This is a genomic window from Salipiger sp. IMCC34102, assembly GCF_004145405.1.
Lineage (GTDB): Bacteria > Pseudomonadota > Alphaproteobacteria > Rhodobacterales > Rhodobacteraceae > Loktanella.
Map to the genome: position 1 here is coordinate 69,737 of NZ_SELQ01000005.1, position 18,777 is coordinate 88,513.

The 18,777-nt window shown below is 68.5% G+C and carries 20 protein-coding genes and 1 other RNA gene; 5 read left to right on the forward strand and 16 right to left on the reverse strand.

What is annotated here, in order from left to right; genetic code table 11:
* Positions 1-74: 74 nt before the first annotated feature.
* The 5 genes from EU805_RS11665 to mgtE all read right to left on the reverse strand — a co-directional run bounded on the left by EU805_RS11665 (position 75) and on the right by mgtE (position 5,727).
* Positions 75-1,856, reverse strand: a complete 1,782-nt coding sequence (locus EU805_RS11665) for an SLC13 family permease (protein ID WP_129764158.1) — start codon at positions 1,854-1,856, stop codon at positions 75-77.
* A 12-nt stretch (positions 1,857-1,868) separates the two neighbouring features.
* Entirely contained in the window at positions 1,869-2,807 is a 939-nt protein-coding gene (locus EU805_RS11670) for a DMT family transporter (RefSeq protein WP_129764159.1), read from the reverse strand.
* The gene (locus EU805_RS11675; RefSeq protein ID WP_129764160.1) at positions 2,804-3,619 is read right to left on the reverse strand and encodes a TIGR00282 family metallophosphoesterase; all 816 of its coding nucleotides are present in this window, start codon (positions 3,617-3,619) and stop codon (positions 2,804-2,806) included. Before EU805_RS11675 ends, EU805_RS11670 begins: the two co-directional genes overlap by 4 nt.
* 156 nt (positions 3,620-3,775) lie before the next feature.
* Positions 3,776-4,339, reverse strand: a complete 564-nt coding sequence (locus EU805_RS11680; protein ID WP_129764161.1) for a 5-formyltetrahydrofolate cyclo-ligase — start codon at positions 4,337-4,339, stop codon at positions 3,776-3,778.
* Positions 4,336-5,727, reverse strand: a complete 1,392-nt coding sequence (mgtE, locus tag EU805_RS11685) for a magnesium transporter (protein ID WP_129764162.1) — start codon at positions 5,725-5,727, stop codon at positions 4,336-4,338. Before mgtE ends, EU805_RS11680 begins: the two co-directional genes overlap by 4 nt.
* Before the next feature lie 104 nt (positions 5,728-5,831).
* Between mgtE and guaD the strand changes: the two genes are divergently transcribed.
* Entirely contained in the window at positions 5,832-7,124 is a 1,293-nt protein-coding gene (gene guaD, locus EU805_RS11690) for a guanine deaminase (protein WP_129764163.1), read from the forward strand.
* A gap of 127 nt (positions 7,125-7,251) precedes the next feature.
* Here the strand turns inward: guaD and EU805_RS11695 are convergent, their stop codons facing one another.
* From EU805_RS11695 to EU805_RS11710, 4 genes are all read right to left on the reverse strand, one after another.
* The gene (locus EU805_RS11695) at positions 7,252-7,737 is read right to left on the reverse strand and encodes a CAP domain-containing protein (RefSeq protein WP_129764164.1); all 486 of its coding nucleotides are present in this window, start codon (positions 7,735-7,737) and stop codon (positions 7,252-7,254) included.
* 40 nt (positions 7,738-7,777) lie between these two features.
* Positions 7,778-9,109 carry an 8-oxoguanine deaminase gene (locus EU805_RS11700; RefSeq protein ID WP_129764165.1) on the reverse strand — a complete coding sequence of 444 codons (1,332 nt, stop codon included), beginning with the start codon at positions 9,107-9,109 and terminating at the stop codon, positions 7,778-7,780.
* Positions 9,102-9,905: an inositol monophosphatase family protein gene (locus tag EU805_RS11705; protein WP_129764166.1), complete on the reverse strand. Its 804-nt coding sequence runs from the start codon at positions 9,903-9,905 to the stop codon at positions 9,102-9,104. The genes EU805_RS11700 and EU805_RS11705 overlap by 8 nt, the downstream gene beginning before the upstream one ends.
* 78 nt (positions 9,906-9,983) lie before the next feature.
* The gene (locus tag EU805_RS11710) at positions 9,984-10,343 is read right to left on the reverse strand and encodes a helix-turn-helix domain-containing protein (RefSeq protein WP_129764167.1); all 360 of its coding nucleotides are present in this window, start codon (positions 10,341-10,343) and stop codon (positions 9,984-9,986) included.
* 288 nt (positions 10,344-10,631) lie between these two features.
* On the opposite strand from EU805_RS11710, the gene EU805_RS11715 reads away from it, so the two are divergent.
* On the forward strand, positions 10,632-11,591 hold the full coding sequence (locus EU805_RS11715; protein ID WP_129764168.1) for an NADPH:quinone oxidoreductase family protein: 960 nt from the start codon (positions 10,632-10,634) through the stop codon (positions 11,589-11,591).
* Here EU805_RS11715 and EU805_RS11720 read toward each other — a convergent pair.
* Positions 11,581-12,450, reverse strand: a complete 870-nt coding sequence (locus tag EU805_RS11720) for a LysR family transcriptional regulator (protein ID WP_129764169.1) — start codon at positions 12,448-12,450, stop codon at positions 11,581-11,583. The genes EU805_RS11715 and EU805_RS11720 overlap by 11 nt on opposite strands.
* Before the next feature lie 216 nt (positions 12,451-12,666).
* On the opposite strand from EU805_RS11720, the gene EU805_RS17955 reads away from it, so the two are divergent.
* Both EU805_RS17955 and EU805_RS11730 read left to right on the forward strand, forming a co-directional pair.
* Positions 12,667-12,783 (forward strand): DUF1127 domain-containing protein, encoded by a 117-nt coding sequence (locus tag EU805_RS17955; RefSeq protein ID WP_370318205.1) that lies wholly within the window; start codon positions 12,667-12,669, stop codon positions 12,781-12,783.
* A gap of 93 nt (positions 12,784-12,876) precedes the next feature.
* The gene (locus tag EU805_RS11730) at positions 12,877-13,647 is read left to right on the forward strand and encodes a Bax inhibitor-1/YccA family protein (protein ID WP_129764171.1); all 771 of its coding nucleotides are present in this window, start codon (positions 12,877-12,879) and stop codon (positions 13,645-13,647) included.
* A gap of 402 nt (positions 13,648-14,049) precedes the next feature.
* Here EU805_RS11730 and rpmG read toward each other — a convergent pair whose 3' ends face one another.
* The 6 genes from rpmG to gatC all read right to left on the reverse strand — a co-directional run bounded on the left by rpmG (position 14,050) and on the right by gatC (position 17,849).
* On the reverse strand, positions 14,050-14,217 hold the full coding sequence (gene rpmG, locus EU805_RS11735; protein ID WP_045995705.1) for a 50S ribosomal protein L33: 168 nt from the start codon (positions 14,215-14,217) through the stop codon (positions 14,050-14,052).
* Positions 14,218-14,321: 104 nt separating this feature from the next.
* Positions 14,322-14,704: RNase P RNA component class A (gene rnpB / locus EU805_RS11740), an RNA gene on the reverse strand.
* A 12-nt stretch (positions 14,705-14,716) separates the two neighbouring features.
* Positions 14,717-15,340 (reverse strand): N-acetylmuramoyl-L-alanine amidase, encoded by a 624-nt coding sequence (locus EU805_RS11745; RefSeq protein ID WP_370318203.1) that lies wholly within the window; start codon positions 15,338-15,340, stop codon positions 14,717-14,719.
* A gap of 39 nt (positions 15,341-15,379) precedes the next feature.
* Complete coding sequence (locus EU805_RS11750) at positions 15,380-16,051, reverse strand: hypothetical protein (RefSeq protein WP_242494135.1); 672 nt, start codon at positions 16,049-16,051, stop codon at positions 15,380-15,382.
* Positions 16,052-16,077: 26 nt separating this feature from the next.
* On the reverse strand, positions 16,078-17,559 hold the full coding sequence (gatA, locus tag EU805_RS11755; protein ID WP_129764349.1) for an Asp-tRNA(Asn)/Glu-tRNA(Gln) amidotransferase subunit GatA: 1,482 nt from the start codon (positions 17,557-17,559) through the stop codon (positions 16,078-16,080).
* Positions 17,560-17,561: 2 nt separating this feature from the next.
* Entirely contained in the window at positions 17,562-17,849 is a 288-nt protein-coding gene (gene gatC, locus EU805_RS11760; RefSeq protein WP_129764173.1) for an Asp-tRNA(Asn)/Glu-tRNA(Gln) amidotransferase subunit GatC, read from the reverse strand.
* A gap of 133 nt (positions 17,850-17,982) precedes the next feature.
* On the opposite strand from gatC, the gene EU805_RS11765 reads away from it, so the two are divergent.
* Complete coding sequence (locus tag EU805_RS11765) at positions 17,983-18,672, forward strand: metal-dependent hydrolase (RefSeq protein WP_129764174.1); 690 nt, start codon at positions 17,983-17,985, stop codon at positions 18,670-18,672.
* Positions 18,673-18,777: the final 105 nt, after the last annotated feature.

Below are 18,777 nucleotides of genomic sequence, written 5' to 3' on the forward strand. Positions count from 1 at the left end.
AGGTCCTCACTTACGTCGTTCGCGCGCCTATACCGCAGCCCGCCCCCGCCCTGCAAGGCGCGGCGTGCGTCGCATCACGGCACCAGCGGGTAGATCATCGGGATCGCGATGGAACAGATCACGGCCAGGCTCAGGTTCAGCGGCAGGCCGACGCGCAGGAAGTCGGTGAACTTGTACCCGCCGGGGCCGTAGACCAGCGTGTTGGTCTGGTAGCCGATCGGGGTCGAGAAACTGGCCGAGGCCGCCATCATAACCGCGATCACCAGGGGTCGCGGGTCCACGTCCAGCGCGCCCGCAAGCCCGATGGCCACCGGGGTCAGCACCACGGCCACGGCGTTGTTGGACACCATCTCGGTCAGGACCATGGACAGGAAATAGACCGCGAAGACGACCACGTAAGGCGGCAGCGTCTGCAACGAGGGTGCGACGGCGGCGGCGATTGCCTCGACGGCGCCCGAGGCTTCCAGCGCGGCCCCCACCGCCAGCATCCCGAAAATCAGCGCCAGAAGCGGCCCGTCGATGCTGGCGAAGGCCTCGTCCGCGTCGATGCAGCCGGTCACCAGCACGATCACCACGCCGATGAAGGACAACAGCAGGATCGGCGCCACGCCGAAGCCGGCCAGCGCCACGATACCCACCATCGTGGCGATGGCGATGGGGGCGTGGCTGCGGCGATAGGCCCGCTCCGTCGGCTTGGAGACGTCCGCCAGCCGCATGTCGGCGGCGAGACGCTGGATATCCTCTGGCGCGCCTTCCAGAAGCAGGGTGTCGCCCACCTTCACGATCACGTCCTGCAGCCCGCGGATGTTCTTGTCGCGCCGGTGCATCGCCAGCGTGTAGACCCCGTAGCGCCGCCGCAGCCGCATCGCGCCCAACTGGCGGCCCACCATCTTCGAATCGGGAGAGATCAGCACCTCCACCGTCGTCGTCTCCACCGCAGAGACCTGGTCGACGCGCCGCAACTCCTTGTTCTGCTGCAGCGACAGCAGTTCGGTCATCGCCGTGCGCAGCACCACGCGGTCGCCGACCTGCAGTTCGACCGTCTCCAGCTCGTGCCGCAGCGAGGCATCGCCGCGCACCACGTCTATCAGGCGCACGCCCTCGCGCTGGAACAACTGCACGCCCATGACCTCGCGCCCGATCAGGTTGCTCTCGGGCGGGATCACGGCTTCGGTGAAAAAGCGCATCTTGGACCGGTCCGACAGCATCGCCGCCATGCTGGTGCGATCGGGCAGCAGGCGATTGCCGAACAGGATCAGGTAGCCCATCGTCCAGACGAGGATCACCAGGCCGATAGGCGTCACCTCGAAGATGCCGAAGGGTTCCAGCCCCGACTGGCGCGCCACCCCGTCGACGACGAGGTTGGTCGAGGTCCCGATCAGCGTCAGCGTGCCGCCGACGATGGCCCCGTAGGACAGCGGAATCAGCAGCTTGGAGGCCGCGACCTTCATCGTGCGGGCCATCTGCACGAAGACCGGAAGCATCACCACCACGACCGGCGTGTTGTTCACGAAGGCAGAGGCCGAGACGACGAACCCCATCGCGCCGCCCATGGCCTGCCGGGGGTTGCGCCGGGCGGCGCGTTCGGCGGCCTGGCTGACCGAATTGAGCGCCCCTGTGCGCACCAGGGCCCCCATGACGATGAACATCATCGCGATGGTCCAGGGCGCGGCGTTCGACAGGACCGCCACCGCCTCGTCATAGCTCAGCACGCCCGAGACCAGCAGGATGCCTGCGCCGATCAGCGCCACGACCTCGGTGGGGAAGGTCTCCCGCAGGAACATGATGAACATCAGGCCCAGCACACCCAGGGTGAAGGCCGCCTTGTGGTCGGCGAGGAAGTCGGTCAGGAACATGGAAGCGCTCGGTCAGGACGCTCCATCATGACGCGCCACAGCGTTCGGAGCAATGGGATTCGGAGGGGGATCGGGGTCGCGCGGCTTGACCAGCGACAGCCCCGCGAGCATGGCCGCCAGCGCCGTCCAGACCCAGAGCGAATAGCGCTCTCCCAGCAGGATCATCGACCAGGCCACGCCGAAGCCGGTCACGAGGTAGGCGACCTGACCCGCGAAGGTCGCCCCCGCCCGGCCCACCAGCCAGACGTAGCCGCAATAGACGCCCGCGTGGATGGCAGAAGTCGCAAGCAAAGAGGCATCCGCCAGCACGAAGGGCGGGCGCGGCACGAACATCGCCCCAGTGGCCGCCGCCAGCGTTCCCGTCCCCAGCGCGCCCAGCAGCGAGGCGCCGAAGAGCACGTCCACCGCGTCGAGCGACCCCGTGCCCCAGCGCGCGACGGCATTGCCCTCGATCGCGTAGCAGAACGGCGCGACAAGCGCGACGAGCAGCCAGGGCGCCATCGCGGGGTCCGGCAGGCTGGACTGCGGCAGCGCGATCAGCGCCACGCCCGTCAGCCCCAACCCCAGCCCCAGGGCGCGCAGCCAGGTGAACCGGTCCGTGCCCAGTGCCAGCGCCATCGGAAAGGCGAACATCGGCACGCTGGCGATCGCGATCGCCATGATCCCGGCGGGCAGTTGCGCCGCGGCGCGGAAACTGGCCGAGTTCGGCAGAATCGTCCCCATCAGCGCGATGAAGACCCAGACGCCCAGCGTCGCCCGCGTCAGCCGCAGCCGCCTGCGCCGCATCAGTTGGACGATCCCCAGCAGCACCGCGCCGATCAGCATCTGCCAGAAGACCAGCGCGATCTCGGCCCGGCCCAGCGAGACGGTGATCTTGTTGAGCGGCGTGGTCAGCCCCCATCCCAGCCCCAGCAGAACCAGGAACCCGGTCAGGCGCGCCCGTTCGCTCACGCAGGGCCCGCCGCGGAGAGCCTGCCGCCCTGGCGCACCATCTCGATCCGGGTCGCCTTGCCGCTGCGGTCGTCGGTCTCGACGTAGAGCCCCGACAGCGTCGCCTCTCCGCCCGCGGGCTGGAAACGGCCCCGTGGCATGCCGGTGATGAAGCGGTTGAGCGGCTCGTCCTTCTCCATCCCGATGACCGACTGGTAGTCACCGCACATGCCCGCGTCCGACTGGTAGGCGGTGCCGCCGGGCAGGATCATCGCGTCCGCCGTGGGCACGTGGGTATGGGTGCCCACCACCACGCTCGCGCGCCCGTCGCAGTAATGCCCCACCGCCATCTTCTCCGACGTCGCCTCGCAATGGATGTCCACGAGGGAGGCCGCCACCTGCCCGCCCATCGGGTATTGCTTGAGCACCCCGTCCAGCGCCGAGAAGGGATCGTCGAAGGGTCGCTTCATGAAGACCTGGCCCAGCGCCTGCGCCACCAGCACCTTGCGCCCGCGTCCGTCGGTATAGACCCGCGCGCCCGCCCCCGGCGCGCTTTTCGAGAAGTTCAGCGGCCGCAGGATCCGCGGCTCGCGTTCGATGAAGGCCATCATGTCGCGCTGGTCGAAGGCGTGATCGCCCAGCGTGACCGCGTCGGCCCCAGCCTCCAGTATGAGTTTCGCGTGATCGGGCGAAAGACCCGCGCCGTTGGTGGCGTTCTCGCCGTTGACGACGACGAAATCCAGCCGCCATTCGGTGCGCAACCGGGGCAGATGGTCGGTGATGGCGGTGCGGCCGGCGCGTCCCATGACGTCGCCCAGGAAGAGGATTTTCATGCCCCCGCCCTTATCGCGCCTTAGCCCTCGGTGCCAGAGAAAGCGGTGCCGGAGGAGCGACGCCTGAGCGCCACCCGTTCCGGCCCTCCTCGCCTCGACAGCGCCTGACCGGTCGCCCGATGATGCCCCGATGACACCCAGAAGTCCGCCACTGGATCAGCCCGGAACGATGACCTCCGCCTCCGTCACGATCATGTCGAGCGGCTGATCGGTCGCCTCCTGCGGCAGGTCCCCCGCCTCCTGCGCGGCATAGGCGAACCCGATGGCAAGGGCCGGCCCCGCGGCGCGCAGCGCCTCCAGCGTGCGGTCGTAGAAGCCGCCGCCGTAGCCCAGCCGCCCGCCCGCGCGGTCGAAGGCCACCAGCGGCACGATCAGGATCTGCGGCACCATCCATTCCCCCTCCTCCGGCACCGGCGCGCCGAAGGTGCCCTCGACCATCCGGCTCTCCGGCGTCCAGAGGCGGAAGCGCAACGGGCTGGACGGGGCTTCGATCACCGGCAGGCCCACGGGACCATGGGCCGCGGCCTCCTCCAGCGCGGGGCGCGGGTCGATCTCGGTGCGCATCGCGGCGTAGCCCGCCAGCGGCACGCCGCGATGGCCTGCCAGCACCTCCGACAGTTTGCCCGCAGCAGCGCGCGCATGCGCATGGGCCTCGGCGCGGCGGGTGAAGGCCACCGCGCGCGCCTGCGCCTTGAAGTCGGGGACCGGGCCGTCCGTCACAGCAACCAGAGTGCTGCGAGACCGAGGAAGGCGAAGAAACCCACGATATCCGTCACCGTCGTCACGAAGGCGCCCGAGGCCAGCGCGGGGTCGATATTGAGCCGGTCCAGCACGATCGGCACCACGGTGCCCGCAAGCCCCGCGATCACCAGGTTGATGACCATCGCCACCGCGATCACCAGCCCCAGCATCGGGCTGCCGAACCACACCAGGCCCACGACCCCCATGACCACCGCGAAGAGAAGCCCGTTGATGAGTCCCACCAGCACCTCGCGCCGGATCACCCGCCAGACGTTCGATCCCGTCAAATCCCGCGTCGCCAGTGCGCGCACCGCCACGGTGAGACTTTGCGTGCCCGCGTTGCCCCCCATCGAGGCCACGATGGGCATCAAGACCGCCAGCGCCACCAGCGCCGAGAGCGTATCCTCGAAAAGCGAGATCACCAGCGAGGCCAGGATCGCGGTGAAGAGGTTCACCGCAAGCCAGGGCGCACGCTGCTTGGTGGTGTCGCGCACCCGGTCGGAGATGCTCCCCTCGCCCACACCGGCAAGGCGCAGAAGGTCCTCCTCCGCCTCTTCCTCGAGGAAGCGGATCGCGTCGTCGATGGTGATGACGCCCACGATCCGGTCGTTGTCGTCGACCACGGGGGCCGTGATCATGTGGTAGTGGTTGATCGCCTGCGCGACCTCTTCCACGTCCTGCTCGACGTGGAACGTGCGGAAGGTGTCCTCAACCAGGTCCAGCAGCCGCGTGCCGCGCGGGTGGGACAGGATGCGGCCCAGCGTGACGTAGCCCGTGGCCTTAAGGCGCGGGTCCACCAGGATCATGTGGTAGAACTGGTCCGGCAGCGTCACGTCCGAGCGCAGGTAGTCGATGGCGTCGCCCACGGTCCAATGCTCGGGCGCGCGCACCAGCTCCACCTGCATGTGACGCCCGGCGGATTCCTCCGGGTAGGACAGCGACTGTTCCACCACCACGCGGTCGGTGGGCGACAGGGCCGTCAGCACCGCCGCCTGCTGGTCCTCGTCGAGGTATTCGACAAGGTCCACCACGTCGTCGCTGTCGAGGTCGGCCATCGCCTCGGCCAGTTCCGCCGGGTTCAGCGCCGCGATGACTTCCTCGCGCAGGTTCTCGTCGAGCTCCGACAGAACCTCCCCGTCGAGGCCCCCGCGCCAGAGCGTCAGCAGCTCCGCCCGCGGGCGAATGTCGATGACCTCGATCAGGTGGGCGATGTCGGCGGGGTGCAGGGGATCCAGAACCGCGTCGATCCGGGCGGTGTCGCGCGCCTCGATCGCCTCCAGCACCTCGTTCACGATCCGCTCGGTGATGCCGAAGGCTTCGTCCTCGGTGTCCTCGATCTGGTCGGGGTCGGTCTGTGCGTCGGTCATGGCGGCCCCCTTGCAGTTCAGCCCGCAGAATAGCCTGCACGCGCGCCGCGGCAACCGCGTTCGGGCAATTGTGGACCGCCGCATCAGCCCCTAGGGTGCGGCGCATGACACAGCACCTCCTTCTCGGCCAGACCCTTGGCTTCGACACCATTACCCTGCCGGACGGCCCGGAGGGCGCGCGCCACGACAGCGCGGGCGCCGTGCTGATCGACGGCGACCGGATCGCGGCGGTGGGCCCGGCAGAGCGGTTGCGCGCGGACCACCCGCAAGCCCCCGTCACCGACTACGGCGACGCGCTCATCGGGCCGGGCTTCGTCGACGCGCACATGCACTATCCCCAGACCGCGATGATCGCGAGCTGGGGCAAGCGGCTGATCGACTGGCTCAACACCTACACCTTCCCCGAGGAGGCGAGATTCGCCGACCCAGCCTACGCGGCCCGGATCGCGAACCGCACGCTGGACCTCGCCCTCGCCCACGGTACCACGACGCAGACCAGCTTCTGCACGATCCACCCCGGGTCCGTCGACGCCTGGTTCGAGGCGGCGGAGGCGCGTGGCATGGCCGTCGTCGGCGGCAAGACCTGCATGGACCGCAACGCGCCCGACGATCTGCGCGACACCGCGCAATCGGCCTACGACGACAGCAAGGCGCTGATCGCGCGCTGGCACGGGCGCGGGCGCGCGACCTACGCCATCACGCCGCGCTTCTCGCCCACCTCCTCGCCCGACCAGCTTTCGGCCCTGGGCGCGCTCTGGTCGGAGCATCCCGACTGCCTGATGCAGACCCACCTGAGCGAGCAGACCGACGAGGTCGCCTGGGTCCGCGACCTCTACCCGAACGCTCGCGATTACCTCGATACGTACGAGCAGCACGGCCTGCTGGGGCGCCGCGGGCTCTACGGCCACGCGATCCACCTGGAACCGCGCGAGATCGACCGCCTGGGCGAGGTCGGCGCGGCAGCGGTGCATTGCCCGACCTCCAACGCCTTCATCGGATCGGGGCTGATGGATGTCATGGGGCTCGCGCGCGCAGGCCTCGGCATCGGGCTGGCCACGGACACCGGCGGCGGGTCCAGCTTCTCGATGCTGCGCACCATGGCCGCCGCCTACGAGATCGGCCAGCTGCGCGGCCAGCCGCTGCACCCCGCGCAACTGATGTGGCTCGCCACCGAAGGTTCGGCCCGTGCGCTGCACAGGGGCGGCCGGATCGGACACCTCGGGGCCGGGGCCGCGGCGGATCTGGTGGTGCTCGACCTTGCCTCCACCCCCGCCATCGCCCAGCGCGCCGCCCGGGCAGAGGACATCTGGGAGGCGCTCTTTCCCACCATCATGATGGGCGACGACCGCGCCGTGCGGGCAACCTGGGTCGCGGGGACCTGCCGGATCGGCGCGTAAGCGCGCACCCGGCCACCCCGCGCGACACCGCGGACGCCTCCTTGCCCGCGATCCTGCCCGCCTGGGCGCGCGCGATCCTGCCGAAGCGACCGGCCCTGCCGGTCGGCGGGACCGCCCATCGCGCCGATCAGCAGGGACGCGCCAGCACCATCACCCAGTGGTTCTGCGACCGGCCCAGGCCGTAATGGGTGAAGCGGTTCGACAGCAGGTTGGCCCGGTGTTTTGGAGAGCCTTTCCATTGCTCGAGCACGGTGGCCGCGTCGGCGAAGCCGTAGGCCAGGTTCTCGCCCACCGTGCAGGTCGAGATGCCGGCGCGGTTGACCCGGCTGCTGATCGTCGTCCCGTCCAGCCGGTGCGACAATTCCCCCGTGGCGCGAATCCGCCCGGCGTAGGCCGTGGCGACCCCTTCGAGCTGCGCGTTGGGCACCATCGCCTGCGATCCGTTCTGGGCGCGGAAGGCGTTCAACTCTTCGTAGAACGCTGGATAGGCGGGGTCCTTGGCGGGCAGCGACTGCCCCGTGGCGATCCCGCCCGCGTTGTTGAGTTGGACCGGAACACAGGCCCCGGTCAGGGCCAGGGTCGCGACGGCGGCGGCGAGGGCGAAAATCTTCATCTTTACTCTCCAACAAGTTGATCTTCGGCCATATCAACAGTCAGGCAAGCTTCCTAGCAAGGCGGTTCTGCGTTGAAATTGTGGCATCCGCATCGACCGTTACCATCCGTCCGTCCGACACCACGCGGCGCCCCTCGACCAGCAGGTCGCGCACCCGCGTCGGACCCGCCAGCACCAGGGCGGCGGGATCCCAGCTTCCGGCACTTTCGATGCCGGAAACATCCCAGACCGCGATATCCGCCCGCTTGCCCACCGCGATCTGGCCGATGTCGGGCCGGTTCAGCACCTCCGCCCCGCCGCGGGTCGCAAGCCTGAGCACCGCCCGCGCGCTCATCGCATCGGCCCCGAGGCTCACCCGTTGCAGAAGCATCGCCTGCCGCGCCTCCCCGATGAGGGAGGCCGCGTCGTTGCTGGCCGATCCGTCCACCCCCAGCCCCACCGTCACGCCGGCGTCCAGCATCGCGCGCACCGGCGCGATCCCCGATCCCAGCCGGCAGTTCGAGCAGGGACAATGCGCGACCCCGGTGCGGCTGCGGGCGAAGAGGTCGATCTCCGCCCCGTCGAGCTTCACGCAATGGGCGTGCCAGACGTCGTCCCCGGTCCAGCCCAGGTCCTGCGCGTATTGCCCGGGCCGGCAGCCGAACCTTTCCAGCGAATAGGCCACGTCCTCGTCGTTCTCGGCCAGGTGGGTGTGCAGCATGACCCCCTTGTCGCGCGCCAGCAACGCCGCGTTGCGCATCAGGTCCGTGCTGACTGAGAAAGGCGAACAGGGCGCGATGCCCACCCGGCACATCGACCCCTCCCGGGGGTCGTGGAAGGCATCGATCACGCGGATGCAATCCTCCAGGATCGCGGCCTCGGCCTCCACCAGCGCATCGGGCGGCAGGCCGCCGTCGCTTTCACCGATGCTCATCGCGCCACGGGTGGGATGAAAGCGCAGGCCGACCTCGGCGGCGGCATGGATCGTGTCGTCGAGCCGCGCCCCGTTGGGATAGAGGTAGAGGTGATCCGAGGTCGTCGTGCACCCCGACAGCGCCAGTTCGATCAGCCCGGTCTGGGTGGAGGTGAACATCTCCTCCGGGCCGAAGCGCGCCCATATGGGATATAGCGTCTTCAGCCACCCGAAGAGCAGCGCGTCCTGCCCGCCCGGCACCGCTCGGGTCAGCGATTGGTAAAGATGGTGATGCGTGTTCACCAGCCCCGGCGTCACCACGCAGCCCGAGACGTCCAGGCTCTCGCCCTCCCCCGCAAGATCCGGCCCGATCTCGGTGATGACGCCATCCTCGATTCGAATGTCCGTGCCCCGCGCCTCGGTGCCCGCGTCGTCCATGGTCAGAAGATGCGCCGCGTTCCTGAGGATCCGTTCAGCCATCGGCGCAGTCCCGCAACACGCCAAGCGCCGCGGCATGGATCTGCGCGTTGGCCGCGGCCAGCACCCGGCCGCCCTGGTGCGCCGGACCGCCGCGCCAGTCGGTGACGATCCCGCCCGCCGCTTCGATCACGCAGATCGGCGCCTGGATGTCGTAGGCGTTCAGCCCCGCCTCCACCACCAGATCGACCTGTCCCAGCGCCAGAAGCGCATAGCTGTAGCAATCCATCCCGTAGCGGGTCAGGCGGCAGCGTTGCGCCAGTGCGTGGAACGCCGCCCCTTCGACCGACGTGCCCACTTCCGGGAAGGTCGTGAGGATCGTGGCCTCCGCCAGCGTCGCCGTCGTGCGGCAGCGCAGCGCGCGCGCGCCATGCGGCCCGTCGAGCCGGGCGATGCCGAAGCCGCCCGCGAAACGCTCGCCGATGTAAGGCTGGTCGATCAGCCCGAAGATCGGACCCTCCGCCTCCGCGACGGAGATCAGCGTCCCCCAGGTCGGCGTGCCGCTGATGTAGCCGCGCGTGCCGTCGATGGGGTCGATCACCCAGATCAGACCGCTGCTGCCGCCGCTATCCGCCAGTTCCTCGCCCAGGATCGCGTCGTCGGGGCGGGCTGTCGCCAGCACCGCGCGGATCGCGGTTTCCGCGTCGCGGTCGGCCTGCGTGACGGGGTCGAAGGCGCCCTGCCCCTTGTCCTCGGTCGCAAGATCCGCCTGCCGGAACGACGCCAGCGTCAGGGGCCGCGCCGCATCGGCCGCCCGGTGCGCCGTGGCGATCAATGTCTCTTTCAGCGCGTCATCCATGACAGGGGTCCCGGTGCAATCCACCGCCCCCTTCTAGCGGGACGCCACCCCGCTCGCCAGTGCAAAGCCCCGCGGCGCTCAGGCCGCTTCGCTGAGCACCCGGGCCAGGTCGAACAACCGGCGGCGCTGGTTCTCCGGGATCGCGTAGTAGGAGCGCAGAAGCTCCATCGCCTCGCGGTCGGACAGGTAGTCGCCGGCCTTCGGAGTTGCGTCCGGGCTCTCCTCGATCCCCTCGAAGAAGAACGAGACCTCGACGTTCATCGCCACGGCGATGTCCCAAAGGCGAGAGGCGCTGACGCGGTTCATGCCGGTTTCGTACTTCTGGATCTGCTGGAACTTGATGCCCACCGCTTCGGCCAGGTTCTGTTGCGTCATGCCAAGCATCCAGCGCCGGTGGCGAATGCGTTTTCCGACATGGACATCAACTTCGTGCTTCATCTTGCAGAACCTTCCAACCCTTTTGAATGCCTCGCCCGCCCATCGGGGGATCCACCGCGAACCTTGAACCCGCGGATCAGTCCCGACGCCATGCGCAAGGCGAGATCGAACCTAGCATCACGGGGCGATCGTCAACCCGGCGTTGCGTTCACCTATGTTACGATATCTAAAAAGCAGAACAAGTTATCTAAAAGGTTATGCCTCTACTCCGTTCGGGTATAAGGCAGATACGTTTGGCATGACCGGTCCCGCGCCCGGTCGAACCGATATATCCCCGAGGACGCACCCGTGAAAGCCTTCCGACTAGAGACCTTCGACAGCCCCCCCGCGCTTGAGGACATCGAAGCCCCCACCCCCGGACCGGGCGAAGTCGCCCTGCGGATCCACGCCTGCGGGCTGAATTTTGCCGACATGCTGATGGCCAAGGGCACCTACCAGGACACGCCCGCGCCGCCCTTCACCCTCGGGATGGAGGTTTGCGGCACCGTCACGGCCCTGGGCTGTGGCGTCGAAAGCCCGCCCGTCGGTGCGCGGGTGGCGGTCTTCGGCGGACAGGGGGGGCTGGCACAGGTGGGCGTCTTTCCCGCGGCCCTCTGCCGCCCCGTCCCGAAGGAGATGCCCGATACCGTGGCGGCGGGGTTCCAGGTGGCCTACGGCACCTCTCACCTGGCGCTGACCCGCCGCGCGCGCCTGCAGCCGGGCGAGACCTTGCTGGTGCTCGGCGCCTCCGGCGGCGTGGGCCTCACGGCGGTAGAGATCGGCGCCGCCCTGGGCGCCCGCGTGATCGCCGTGGCCCGCGGTGCCGAGAAGCTGGAGGTCGCCCGGGCCGCCGGCGCGCACGACCTGATCGACAGTGCCGAGGGCGATCTGAAGGCGCGGCTGAAGGCGCTGGGCGGCGTCGACGTGGTCTACGATCCGGTCGGCGGCGATGCCTTCACGGCGGCCCTGTCGGCCTGCAACCGCGAAGCGCGGATCGTCGTGATCGGCTTCGCCAGCGGGACGGTGCCGAAACCGCCCGCCAACGTCCTGCTGGTCAAGAACATCGACGTGCTGGGCTTCTACTGGGGGGGCTACCTCAAGTTCGCGCCCGAGGTGCTGACCGACAGCCTGGCCGAGCTCATGGACTGGTACGCGCAGGGCCGTCTTTCGCCGCACGTCAGCCACACCCTGCCCTTGGTCCGCGCGGACGAAGGCCTGGCGCTGCTGGCCGAACGGCGCGCGACCGGCAAGGTCGTGATCACGCCATAGCGGGTTCGCGCTTGCCGTAGCTCACGCGCAGCATCTCGGTCAGGCGCGCGATCGCGTCGGAGCGATCCCCGCCTTGCGCGTAAAGCACGATCTTCACGTCCGGCAGGTCCGGCAACACGCCGCCGTGGTCGATCTGCTCACACTGTGGCGGGATCGCCGTGCGCAACATGGCCTGCACGCCCAGATCGCCGCTGGTGGCGGCGTTCACGGTGCTGTCCATCTCGGAATCCACCGCCATCTCCCAGGGGATCCCGGCCTCCTCGAGCGCGCGGATCGTGGCGCTGCGGAAGATGCAGTTCTTGCAATAGGCCCAAGGCAGGGGCCGCTGCCGCCAGGCGGTGCCACCGACGGCCCCGACCCAGACGAGCGGCAGCGTCACCAGCGCCTCGCCGCCCGCGTCGGGGGCGCTTTCGGTGGTGAGGATCAGGTCGCACTCGCCGCGCGCGAAGGCCTCTTTCAGGCGCACCGTGGGCTCCGAGATCATCTGCAGCCGCATCCGCGGAAACGCGGCGGAAAACGCCTTCAGCACCTGCGGCATGAAGGGATAGACGATGTCGTAGGGCAGCCCCAGCCGCAGGGTGCCGGAATATTCCTGCGCGGTCAGCCGGCTGAAGATCTCGTCGTTGAGCCCCAGCACCTTGTGCCCATAGCCCAGAAGCTGCTCCCCCGCCGAGGTGAGCCCGATGGTGCGCCCGCTGCGGTCCATCAGCGACAGGCCCAACTGCTCTTCCAGCCGCTTGAGCTGCATCGAGACCGCCGATTGCGTCAGGTTCAAAAGCCCCGCCGCCCGGGTCACGCCGCCGGCCTCGGCGACCGTGACGAAGGACCGCAAGGCGGTGAGATCGAGGTTCCGGATCATATCAGCACCCGTGATGTGTCACGTCAAAATCATTCGTTTGAGGTATGCGCCAAGCTGCGCCAGATATCAAGCAACGGGATCGAACGACCCCCACCCATTGCAAAGGAGAATGCCATGTCCATCCTCGCCCTTCACCGCGCCCACCGAATCCGTCGCCGCCCGTCGCTTCTGGCGCGACTGCTTGCCGCGGATGCGAACTGGCGCGAACGCCGCGACATCTCGCGTCTGAGCGACGAGACCTTGCGGGATATCGGCCTGACCCGGGCCGATCTGGACGCGCAAGCACACCGCTCCGCCTGGTCCGCCCCGGCGCATTGGCGTCGTGACCGCTGAGACCCCATTGCCACTTGAATTGCGGGGGCCGGATCCCGATATTGGATGCGGAGGCGGATCATCCGCCATGCATATCCATTACTGGAGGTCTTGATGGCACAATACCAAACGATCCCCCGCGCGGGTACGAGCCGTACGGCGATGATCGACGAGGGCCTGCGCGCCCACATGAACAAGGTCTACGGCATAATGTCCGTGGGCATGTTGATCACCGCGGCAGCCGCATGGGCGATCTCTGGCCTTGCGCTGTCGGATGCGCCGACGCAGTACCAGATCGGTCAGAACACCTACCTGACGGAGTTCGGCGCCACGCTGTGGACCAGCCCTCTGAAGTGGGTGATCATGTTCGCCCCGCTTGCGATGGTCTTCGCCTTCGGCGCGATGATCAACAAGCTGTCGGCCGCCGGCGCGCAGACGTTCTTCTACGCCTTCGCCGCCCTGATGGGCCTGTCGCTGAGCTGGATCTTCGCGGTCTACACCGGCGTGTCGATCATCCAGGTGTTCTTCATCACCGCGATCGCCTTCGCGAGCCTGTCGCTCTGGGGCTATACCACGAAAAAGGACATCTCGGGCTGGGGCAGCTTCCTGATCATGGGCGTCGTCGGCCTGATCGTGGCGAGCATCGTCAACATCTTCCTGGGCTCCGGCACCGTGCAACTGGCGATCTCGGTCCTGGGCGTGCTGATCTTCGCAGGTCTGACCGCCTACGACACCCAGAAGATCAAGACGGACTACATCGCCCACGCCCAGCACGGCGACAGCGAATGGCTGGCGAAGTCGGCGATCATGGGGGCGCTGAACCTCTACCTCGACTTCATCAACATGTTCATGTTCCTGCTGCAGCTCTTCGGCAACCGCGAGTAAGCCGCCCAGGCAGGATGACGGCAAAGGCCGGTCCCTCGGGGCCGGCCTTTTTCTTGGCAGGGCACGGGAAACGGTCGGCCCTGCGGGCCGATGCCTCCGGCGGGGATATTTTCAGAACAGAGAGGGACAACACGCGCCTGGGAAGAAAGCGGTAGGCGCAGATGGAACGCCGGGGGGTTGGCCCTGCGGGCCAATGCTTCCGGCGGGGATATTTCCGGAACAGAGAAGGGGGGCCAGGTTTTTCGGCGGGCCCCGACCGCGTCCTGAGGAGAGGCGGGATCGGCCGTTGAGGCAGCCGCCGCGCGGGACGGCGGGCGGCGGGTGGAGATCCAAGGGGCGGAAACGCGAAAGGCCCCGCGTCATGCGGGGCCTTCGGATCGGATCGACCGACGGGGCAGGATCTTACTTGATCTTGCCTTCCTTGTAATCGACGTGCTTGCGCGCAACGGGGTCGTATTTCTTGATGACCATCTTTTCGGTCATGGTACGGGCGTTCTTCTTGGTGACGTAGAAATGCCCGGTGCCCGCGGTCGAGTTCAGGCGGATCTTGATCGTGGTTGGCTTCGCCATGGTCTCTCTCCTGGTTGCGGCGGACAGGGGCCGCGCGCCGTATCTCTTTGAAGTTCGCCTTCTACCCGGGCGCGGGGTCAAGTCAACCGCAAAAGGCCCGTCGATGACACGGACGGCCTGTAAGCCGGATTCTGTCCCCCGCGACATGCGCGGATGGATGATCATTCGTCTCAAGCCGCCGTTGCCGACGACCCTCTGGCTGCCAACCCGGGCCCCTGGGGTCAAGGCATCCCTGCCGGATCGCTCCGGCGCAGGGCCCCTATTTGGCATTGCTCCCGGTGGGGCTTGCCGTGCCGCTTGCGTTACCGCTCGCGCGGTGGGCTCTTACCCCACCGTTTCACCCTTGCCGAGCGCTGCCCGGCGGTCTGTTCTCTGTGGCGCTGTCCCTGGGGTTGCCCCCGCCGGGCGTTACCCGGCACCGTGCCTGTGATGGAGTCCGGACTTTCCTCGACCTTCCGAAGAAGGGCGCGATCATCCAGCCGTCCGTGTCGGCGCCGGGCTAGCCCGCGGGCGCGTCCCGGTCAACGGCAAAGCGCGCGGCGAGGTCCGCGGCGAGGGCGGCGTCGGCGTCATCCGCGGGGCCTTCGACGCGGGGGCGGAAGCGCAGGCGGAAGGCGGCAAGGCGCGTGGCGTCGTCCACCTCCGCCGTGTAGCCGAAGGCGCGCAGGTCCGTCTGCAGATCGCCGGGGGCGGCGGGCGCGGGCCAGACCGAGAGCCCCTCGCGTGCGAGCCGCCGCCAGTCGAAGCGCGGGCCGGGGTCGATCTTGCGACCCGGCGCGCAGTCGGAATGGCCGATGACGCGCGTGGGCGGAATGCCCCAGCGGCCCATGATGTCCGCCACCAGCGCGCAGGTGGCGTCCATCTGGGCCATGGGATAGGGGCAATCGCCGGGGTTGGCGATCTCGATCCCGATGGAGTGGCTGTTGATGTCCGTGACGCCCCCCCAGCGCCCTGCCCCGGCATGCCAGGCGCGCCGATCCTCATCGACCAGCGCGATCGCCTCACCATCCTCGCGCACGAGGTAATGGGCAGACACCTCGCGCGCTGGATCGCAGAGCACCCGGGCGGCGGCGTCACAGTCGCGCATGGCGGTGTAGTGCAGGACGATCAGGTCAGGCCGCACGCCGCCCCTGCGGGGGCCGTTGTTGGGCGACCGGATCGCTCAGCCCCCGGCGGCGAGGCGGAAGGGCGCGGGATCCCAGCCGCAGGCGAAGCCGTCCCCGTCGGGGTCGAGCCCCGCGTAGTTCCGGTCCGGCCCGCCGTTGGCGAGGAAGTCGCGCTGCGCCGCGTCGGGCGAGGCGTATCGCGCGCAGTTGCGCTGGAACCGCGCCTCGCTCGCGAAGATCGAGCGGGAATACCACTCCTGCCCTTTCTGGTTCGGCGCGGTGAGCGCGTATTGCACGATATTGGGGCCGGTGTCGGCGGGACGCTGGGGAATCGCGGTGGGGGCGACTTCCTGGCGTTGGGCGGCCAGTTGGTTGCGGCGTTGCGCATCCGATTCGATGGATTCGCGGGCCGAGACGGCGTTGAAGTCGTTCTCGTCCGAGATGCCAAGCGGGTTGGCGGCGGTGGGCGCCGGCGCGGGTGCCGCGGTCGCGACCGGGGGGACCGGCGCGCCGGTGCCGATCTGGCCCATCCCGATTCCGGCGCTCGCAAGCTCGGAACTGCTGACGGCGGAAGGTCCGCCGAAGGGTTGCACCGGCGCGGGCGCGCCCATGTCGAACTGGCCCGTCTGGGCGGGCTGTTCGCGTAAGGTTGCGCCGCTGTCGGGCACCTGCGGGGTGCAGGCGGCGGCGGCCAGGACGGCGAGACAGGCAAGGGATCGGGTCAGCACGGGGCGGTCCTCCATGAAACGTGTGCTTACCACCAGCGATCGGGCTTGGCGACGAAACCGGCGGCGCGTTCGAGGCTGTAGGCGACATTCAGCAGATCGGCCTCCTCCCACGGGCGACCGATGAGCTGCAGGCCCAGCGGCAGACCCTTGGCGTCGAGCCCCGCGGGCACCGAGATCCCCGGCAGCCCGGCGAGGTTCACCGTCACCGTGAAAACATCGTTGAGGTACATGCTGATCGGGTCGGCCTCTGCCATGGTGCCCAGCCCAAAGGCCGAGGAGGGGGTGGCGGGTGTCAGGATCGCGTCGACCCCCTCCGCGAAGACCTGGTCGAAGTCGCGCTTGATGAGCGCGCGGACGCGGCGGGCGCGGTTGTAATAGGCGTCGTAGAAGCCCGCCGAGAGCACGTAGGTGCCGACCATGACGCGGCGCTTGACCTCGTCGCCGAAACCTTCGGCGCGGGTCTTCTCATACATCTCGGTGATGCCGTCGCCCTGTTCCAGCTTGGCGCGGTGGCCGAAGCGGACGCCGTCGTAGCGCGCGAGGTTCGACGAGGCCTCGGCGGGGGCAATCACGTAGTAGGCGGGCAGCGCGTACTTGGTATGCGGCAGGGAGATGTCGCGGATCTCGGCGCCCGCGTCGCGCAGCATCGCGGTGCCGTCGGACCACAGTTTTTCAATCTCGGCAGGCATACCGTCCATGCGGTATTCCTTCGGGATACCGATAACCTTGCCCTTGATGTCGCCGGTGAGGGCCGCCTCGAAATCAGGCACCGGGATGTCGGCGGAGGTGCTGTCCTTTGGGTCGAAGCCCGCCATGGCGCGCAGCAGGATCGCGCTGTCGCGGACGTCCTTGGTCATGGGACCCGCCTGGTCGAGCGAGGAGGCGAAGGCCACGATGCCCCAGCGGCTGACGCGCCCGTAGGTCGGCTTGATGCCCGTGATGCCGGTGAAGGCGGCGGGCTGGCGGATCGAGCCGCCGGTGTCGGTGCCCGTGGCCCCGAGGCACAGGTCGGCTGCCACGGCGGACGCGGAGCCGCCCGAGGAGCCGCCCGGCGTCAGTTGCGTCTGCCCGTCGCGCCAGGGGTTCACGGCGTCGCCGTAGACGGAGGTTTCGTTGCTGGAGCCCATGGCGAATTCGTCCATGTTCAGCTTGCCCAGCATCACGGCGCCCTGCTCGAAGAGCTGGGTGGTGACGGTCGATTCGTATTCCGGCTTGAACCCGTCGAGGATGCGGCTGGCCGCCTGGGAGGGCACGCCCTTGGTGCAGAAGAGATCCTTGATCCCCAGCGGGATGCCGCACAGGTCGGGGGCCTCGCCCGACTTGATCCGGTCGTCGGCGGAAGCCGCCTGGGCCGTCGCGACCTCCGGCGTCTTGTGCACGAAAGCGTTCAGCGCATCGGCGCCGTCGATGGCCGCAAGGCAAGACTGCGTCAGCTCTGCGCTGGTGACATCGCCGCGGCGCAGGGCGTCACGGGCGGCGGCGATGGTAAGCTTGGTCAGGTCCGACATGATCATTCCACCACCTTCGGGACGGCAAAGAAGCCTTCGCGCGCGTCGGGCGCATTCTCCAGCACCTTGTCCTGCTGGTCCCCGTCGGTGACGAGGTCGTCGCGCCGGAAGAGCCGTTGCGGGGTGACGGAGGTCATCGGCTCGATGCCGTCGACGTCGACCTCGGAGAGCTGCTCGATGAAGCCCAGGATCGCGTTGAATTCCTGCGCCAGGCCGGGCAGCGCGTCGTCCTCGACGCGGATGCGGGCAAGCTTGGCCACGCGGCGGGCGGTTTCGGTGTCGATGGACATGGGGGTTCCCTCGTCTTGGGCCACTCTCGGGCGTCGGTTCCGCGTTTACCCGGCCTCCCGGGGCGCTGCAAGCGCGGGGAACCGGGGCGCGCCCCCGGCGGTTTGTGCGGCAACGCATCACAGGAGTTTTCCCATGAAGATCATCTGGCTCGGCCATTCCTCGTTCCGCCTCGAAATCGGGGAGGCGGTGCTGCTGATCGACCCCTGGCTTGCCGACAATCCCACCTTCCCGGACGATCGGCGCGACGAGGTGCTGGACGGCGTCACCCATATCCTGCTGAGCCACGGCCACTTCGACCACGCCGCCGACGTGCAGGCGGTGGCACGCGATACCGGGGCCACGATCTACACCGTGATGGAACTGGCCAACCTGCTGGAGGCCGAGGGCGTCGAGACGGTGGGCTTCAACAAGGGCGGAACGGTGGATCTGAACGGCGTGAAGGCGACCATGGTGAACGCCGTGCATTCGTCCTCCTACAAGACCGAGGACGGGGCGCGCTACGCCGGGACCGAAAGCGGGTTCATGATTCATGGCGAAGGCCGCACGATCTACTTCAGCGGCGACACCGACATCATGGCCGACATGGAGTGGATGGGCGACCTGCACAAACCCCAGATCGGCATCCTGTGCGCGGGCGGGCATTTCACCATGGACATGGCCCGCGCCTCCTACGCCGCGAAACGGTACTTCGACTTCGAGACCGTCATCCCCTGCCACTACGCCACCTTCGACGCGCTGGAGCAGGACGCGGGCGAGATGCGCGCCGCATTGCCCGGGGTCGACGTGGTGACGCCGCAGGTGATGGAGGCGGTGACGCTGTAGGAAATCCAAGGGGGGATCGCCGCATGCGCGGCGAACGAGAGGCGCTGCCTCTCGTGCTCTTCGGGATATTTTCGGAACAGAGATGAGGGCCGCGCGCGCCGGTCC

Coding starts and splice junctions, on each gene's coding strand:
- EU805_RS11730 (WP_129764171.1), top strand. CDS start 12,877: ATGGCACAATACCAAACGATCCCCCGCGCGGGTACGAGCCGTACGGCG.
- EU805_RS11765 (WP_129764174.1), top strand. CDS start 17,983: ATGAAGATCATCTGGCTCGGCCATTCCTCGTTCCGCCTCGAAATCGGG.
- EU805_RS11675 (WP_129764160.1), bottom strand. CDS start 3,619: ATGAAAATCCTCTTCCTGGGCGACGTCATGGGACGCGCCGGCCGCACC.
- EU805_RS11695 (WP_129764164.1), bottom strand. CDS start 7,737: ATGAAGATTTTCGCCCTCGCCGCCGCCGTCGCGACCCTGGCCCTGACC.
- EU805_RS11710 (WP_129764167.1), bottom strand. CDS start 10,343: ATGAAGCACGAAGTTGATGTCCATGTCGGAAAACGCATTCGCCACCGG.
- mgtE (WP_129764162.1), bottom strand. CDS start 5,727: ATGACCGACGCACAGACCGACCCCGACCAGATCGAGGACACCGAGGAC.
- gatA (WP_129764349.1), bottom strand. CDS start 17,559: ATGTCGGACCTGACCAAGCTTACCATCGCCGCCGCCCGTGACGCCCTG.
- rpmG (WP_045995705.1), bottom strand. CDS start 14,217: ATGGCGAAGCCAACCACGATCAAGATCCGCCTGAACTCGACCGCGGGC.
- gatC (WP_129764173.1), bottom strand. CDS start 17,849: ATGTCCATCGACACCGAAACCGCCCGCCGCGTGGCCAAGCTTGCCCGC.
- EU805_RS11665 (WP_129764158.1), bottom strand. CDS start 1,856: ATGTTCCTGACCGACTTCCTCGCCGACCACAAGGCGGCCTTCACCCTG.
- EU805_RS11705 (WP_129764166.1), bottom strand. CDS start 9,905: ATGGATGACGCGCTGAAAGAGACATTGATCGCCACGGCGCACCGGGCG.
- EU805_RS11720 (WP_129764169.1), bottom strand. CDS start 12,450: ATGATCCGGAACCTCGATCTCACCGCCTTGCGGTCCTTCGTCACGGTC.
- EU805_RS11700 (WP_129764165.1), bottom strand. CDS start 9,109: ATGGCTGAACGGATCCTCAGGAACGCGGCGCATCTTCTGACCATGGAC.
- guaD (WP_129764163.1), top strand. CDS start 5,832: ATGACACAGCACCTCCTTCTCGGCCAGACCCTTGGCTTCGACACCATT.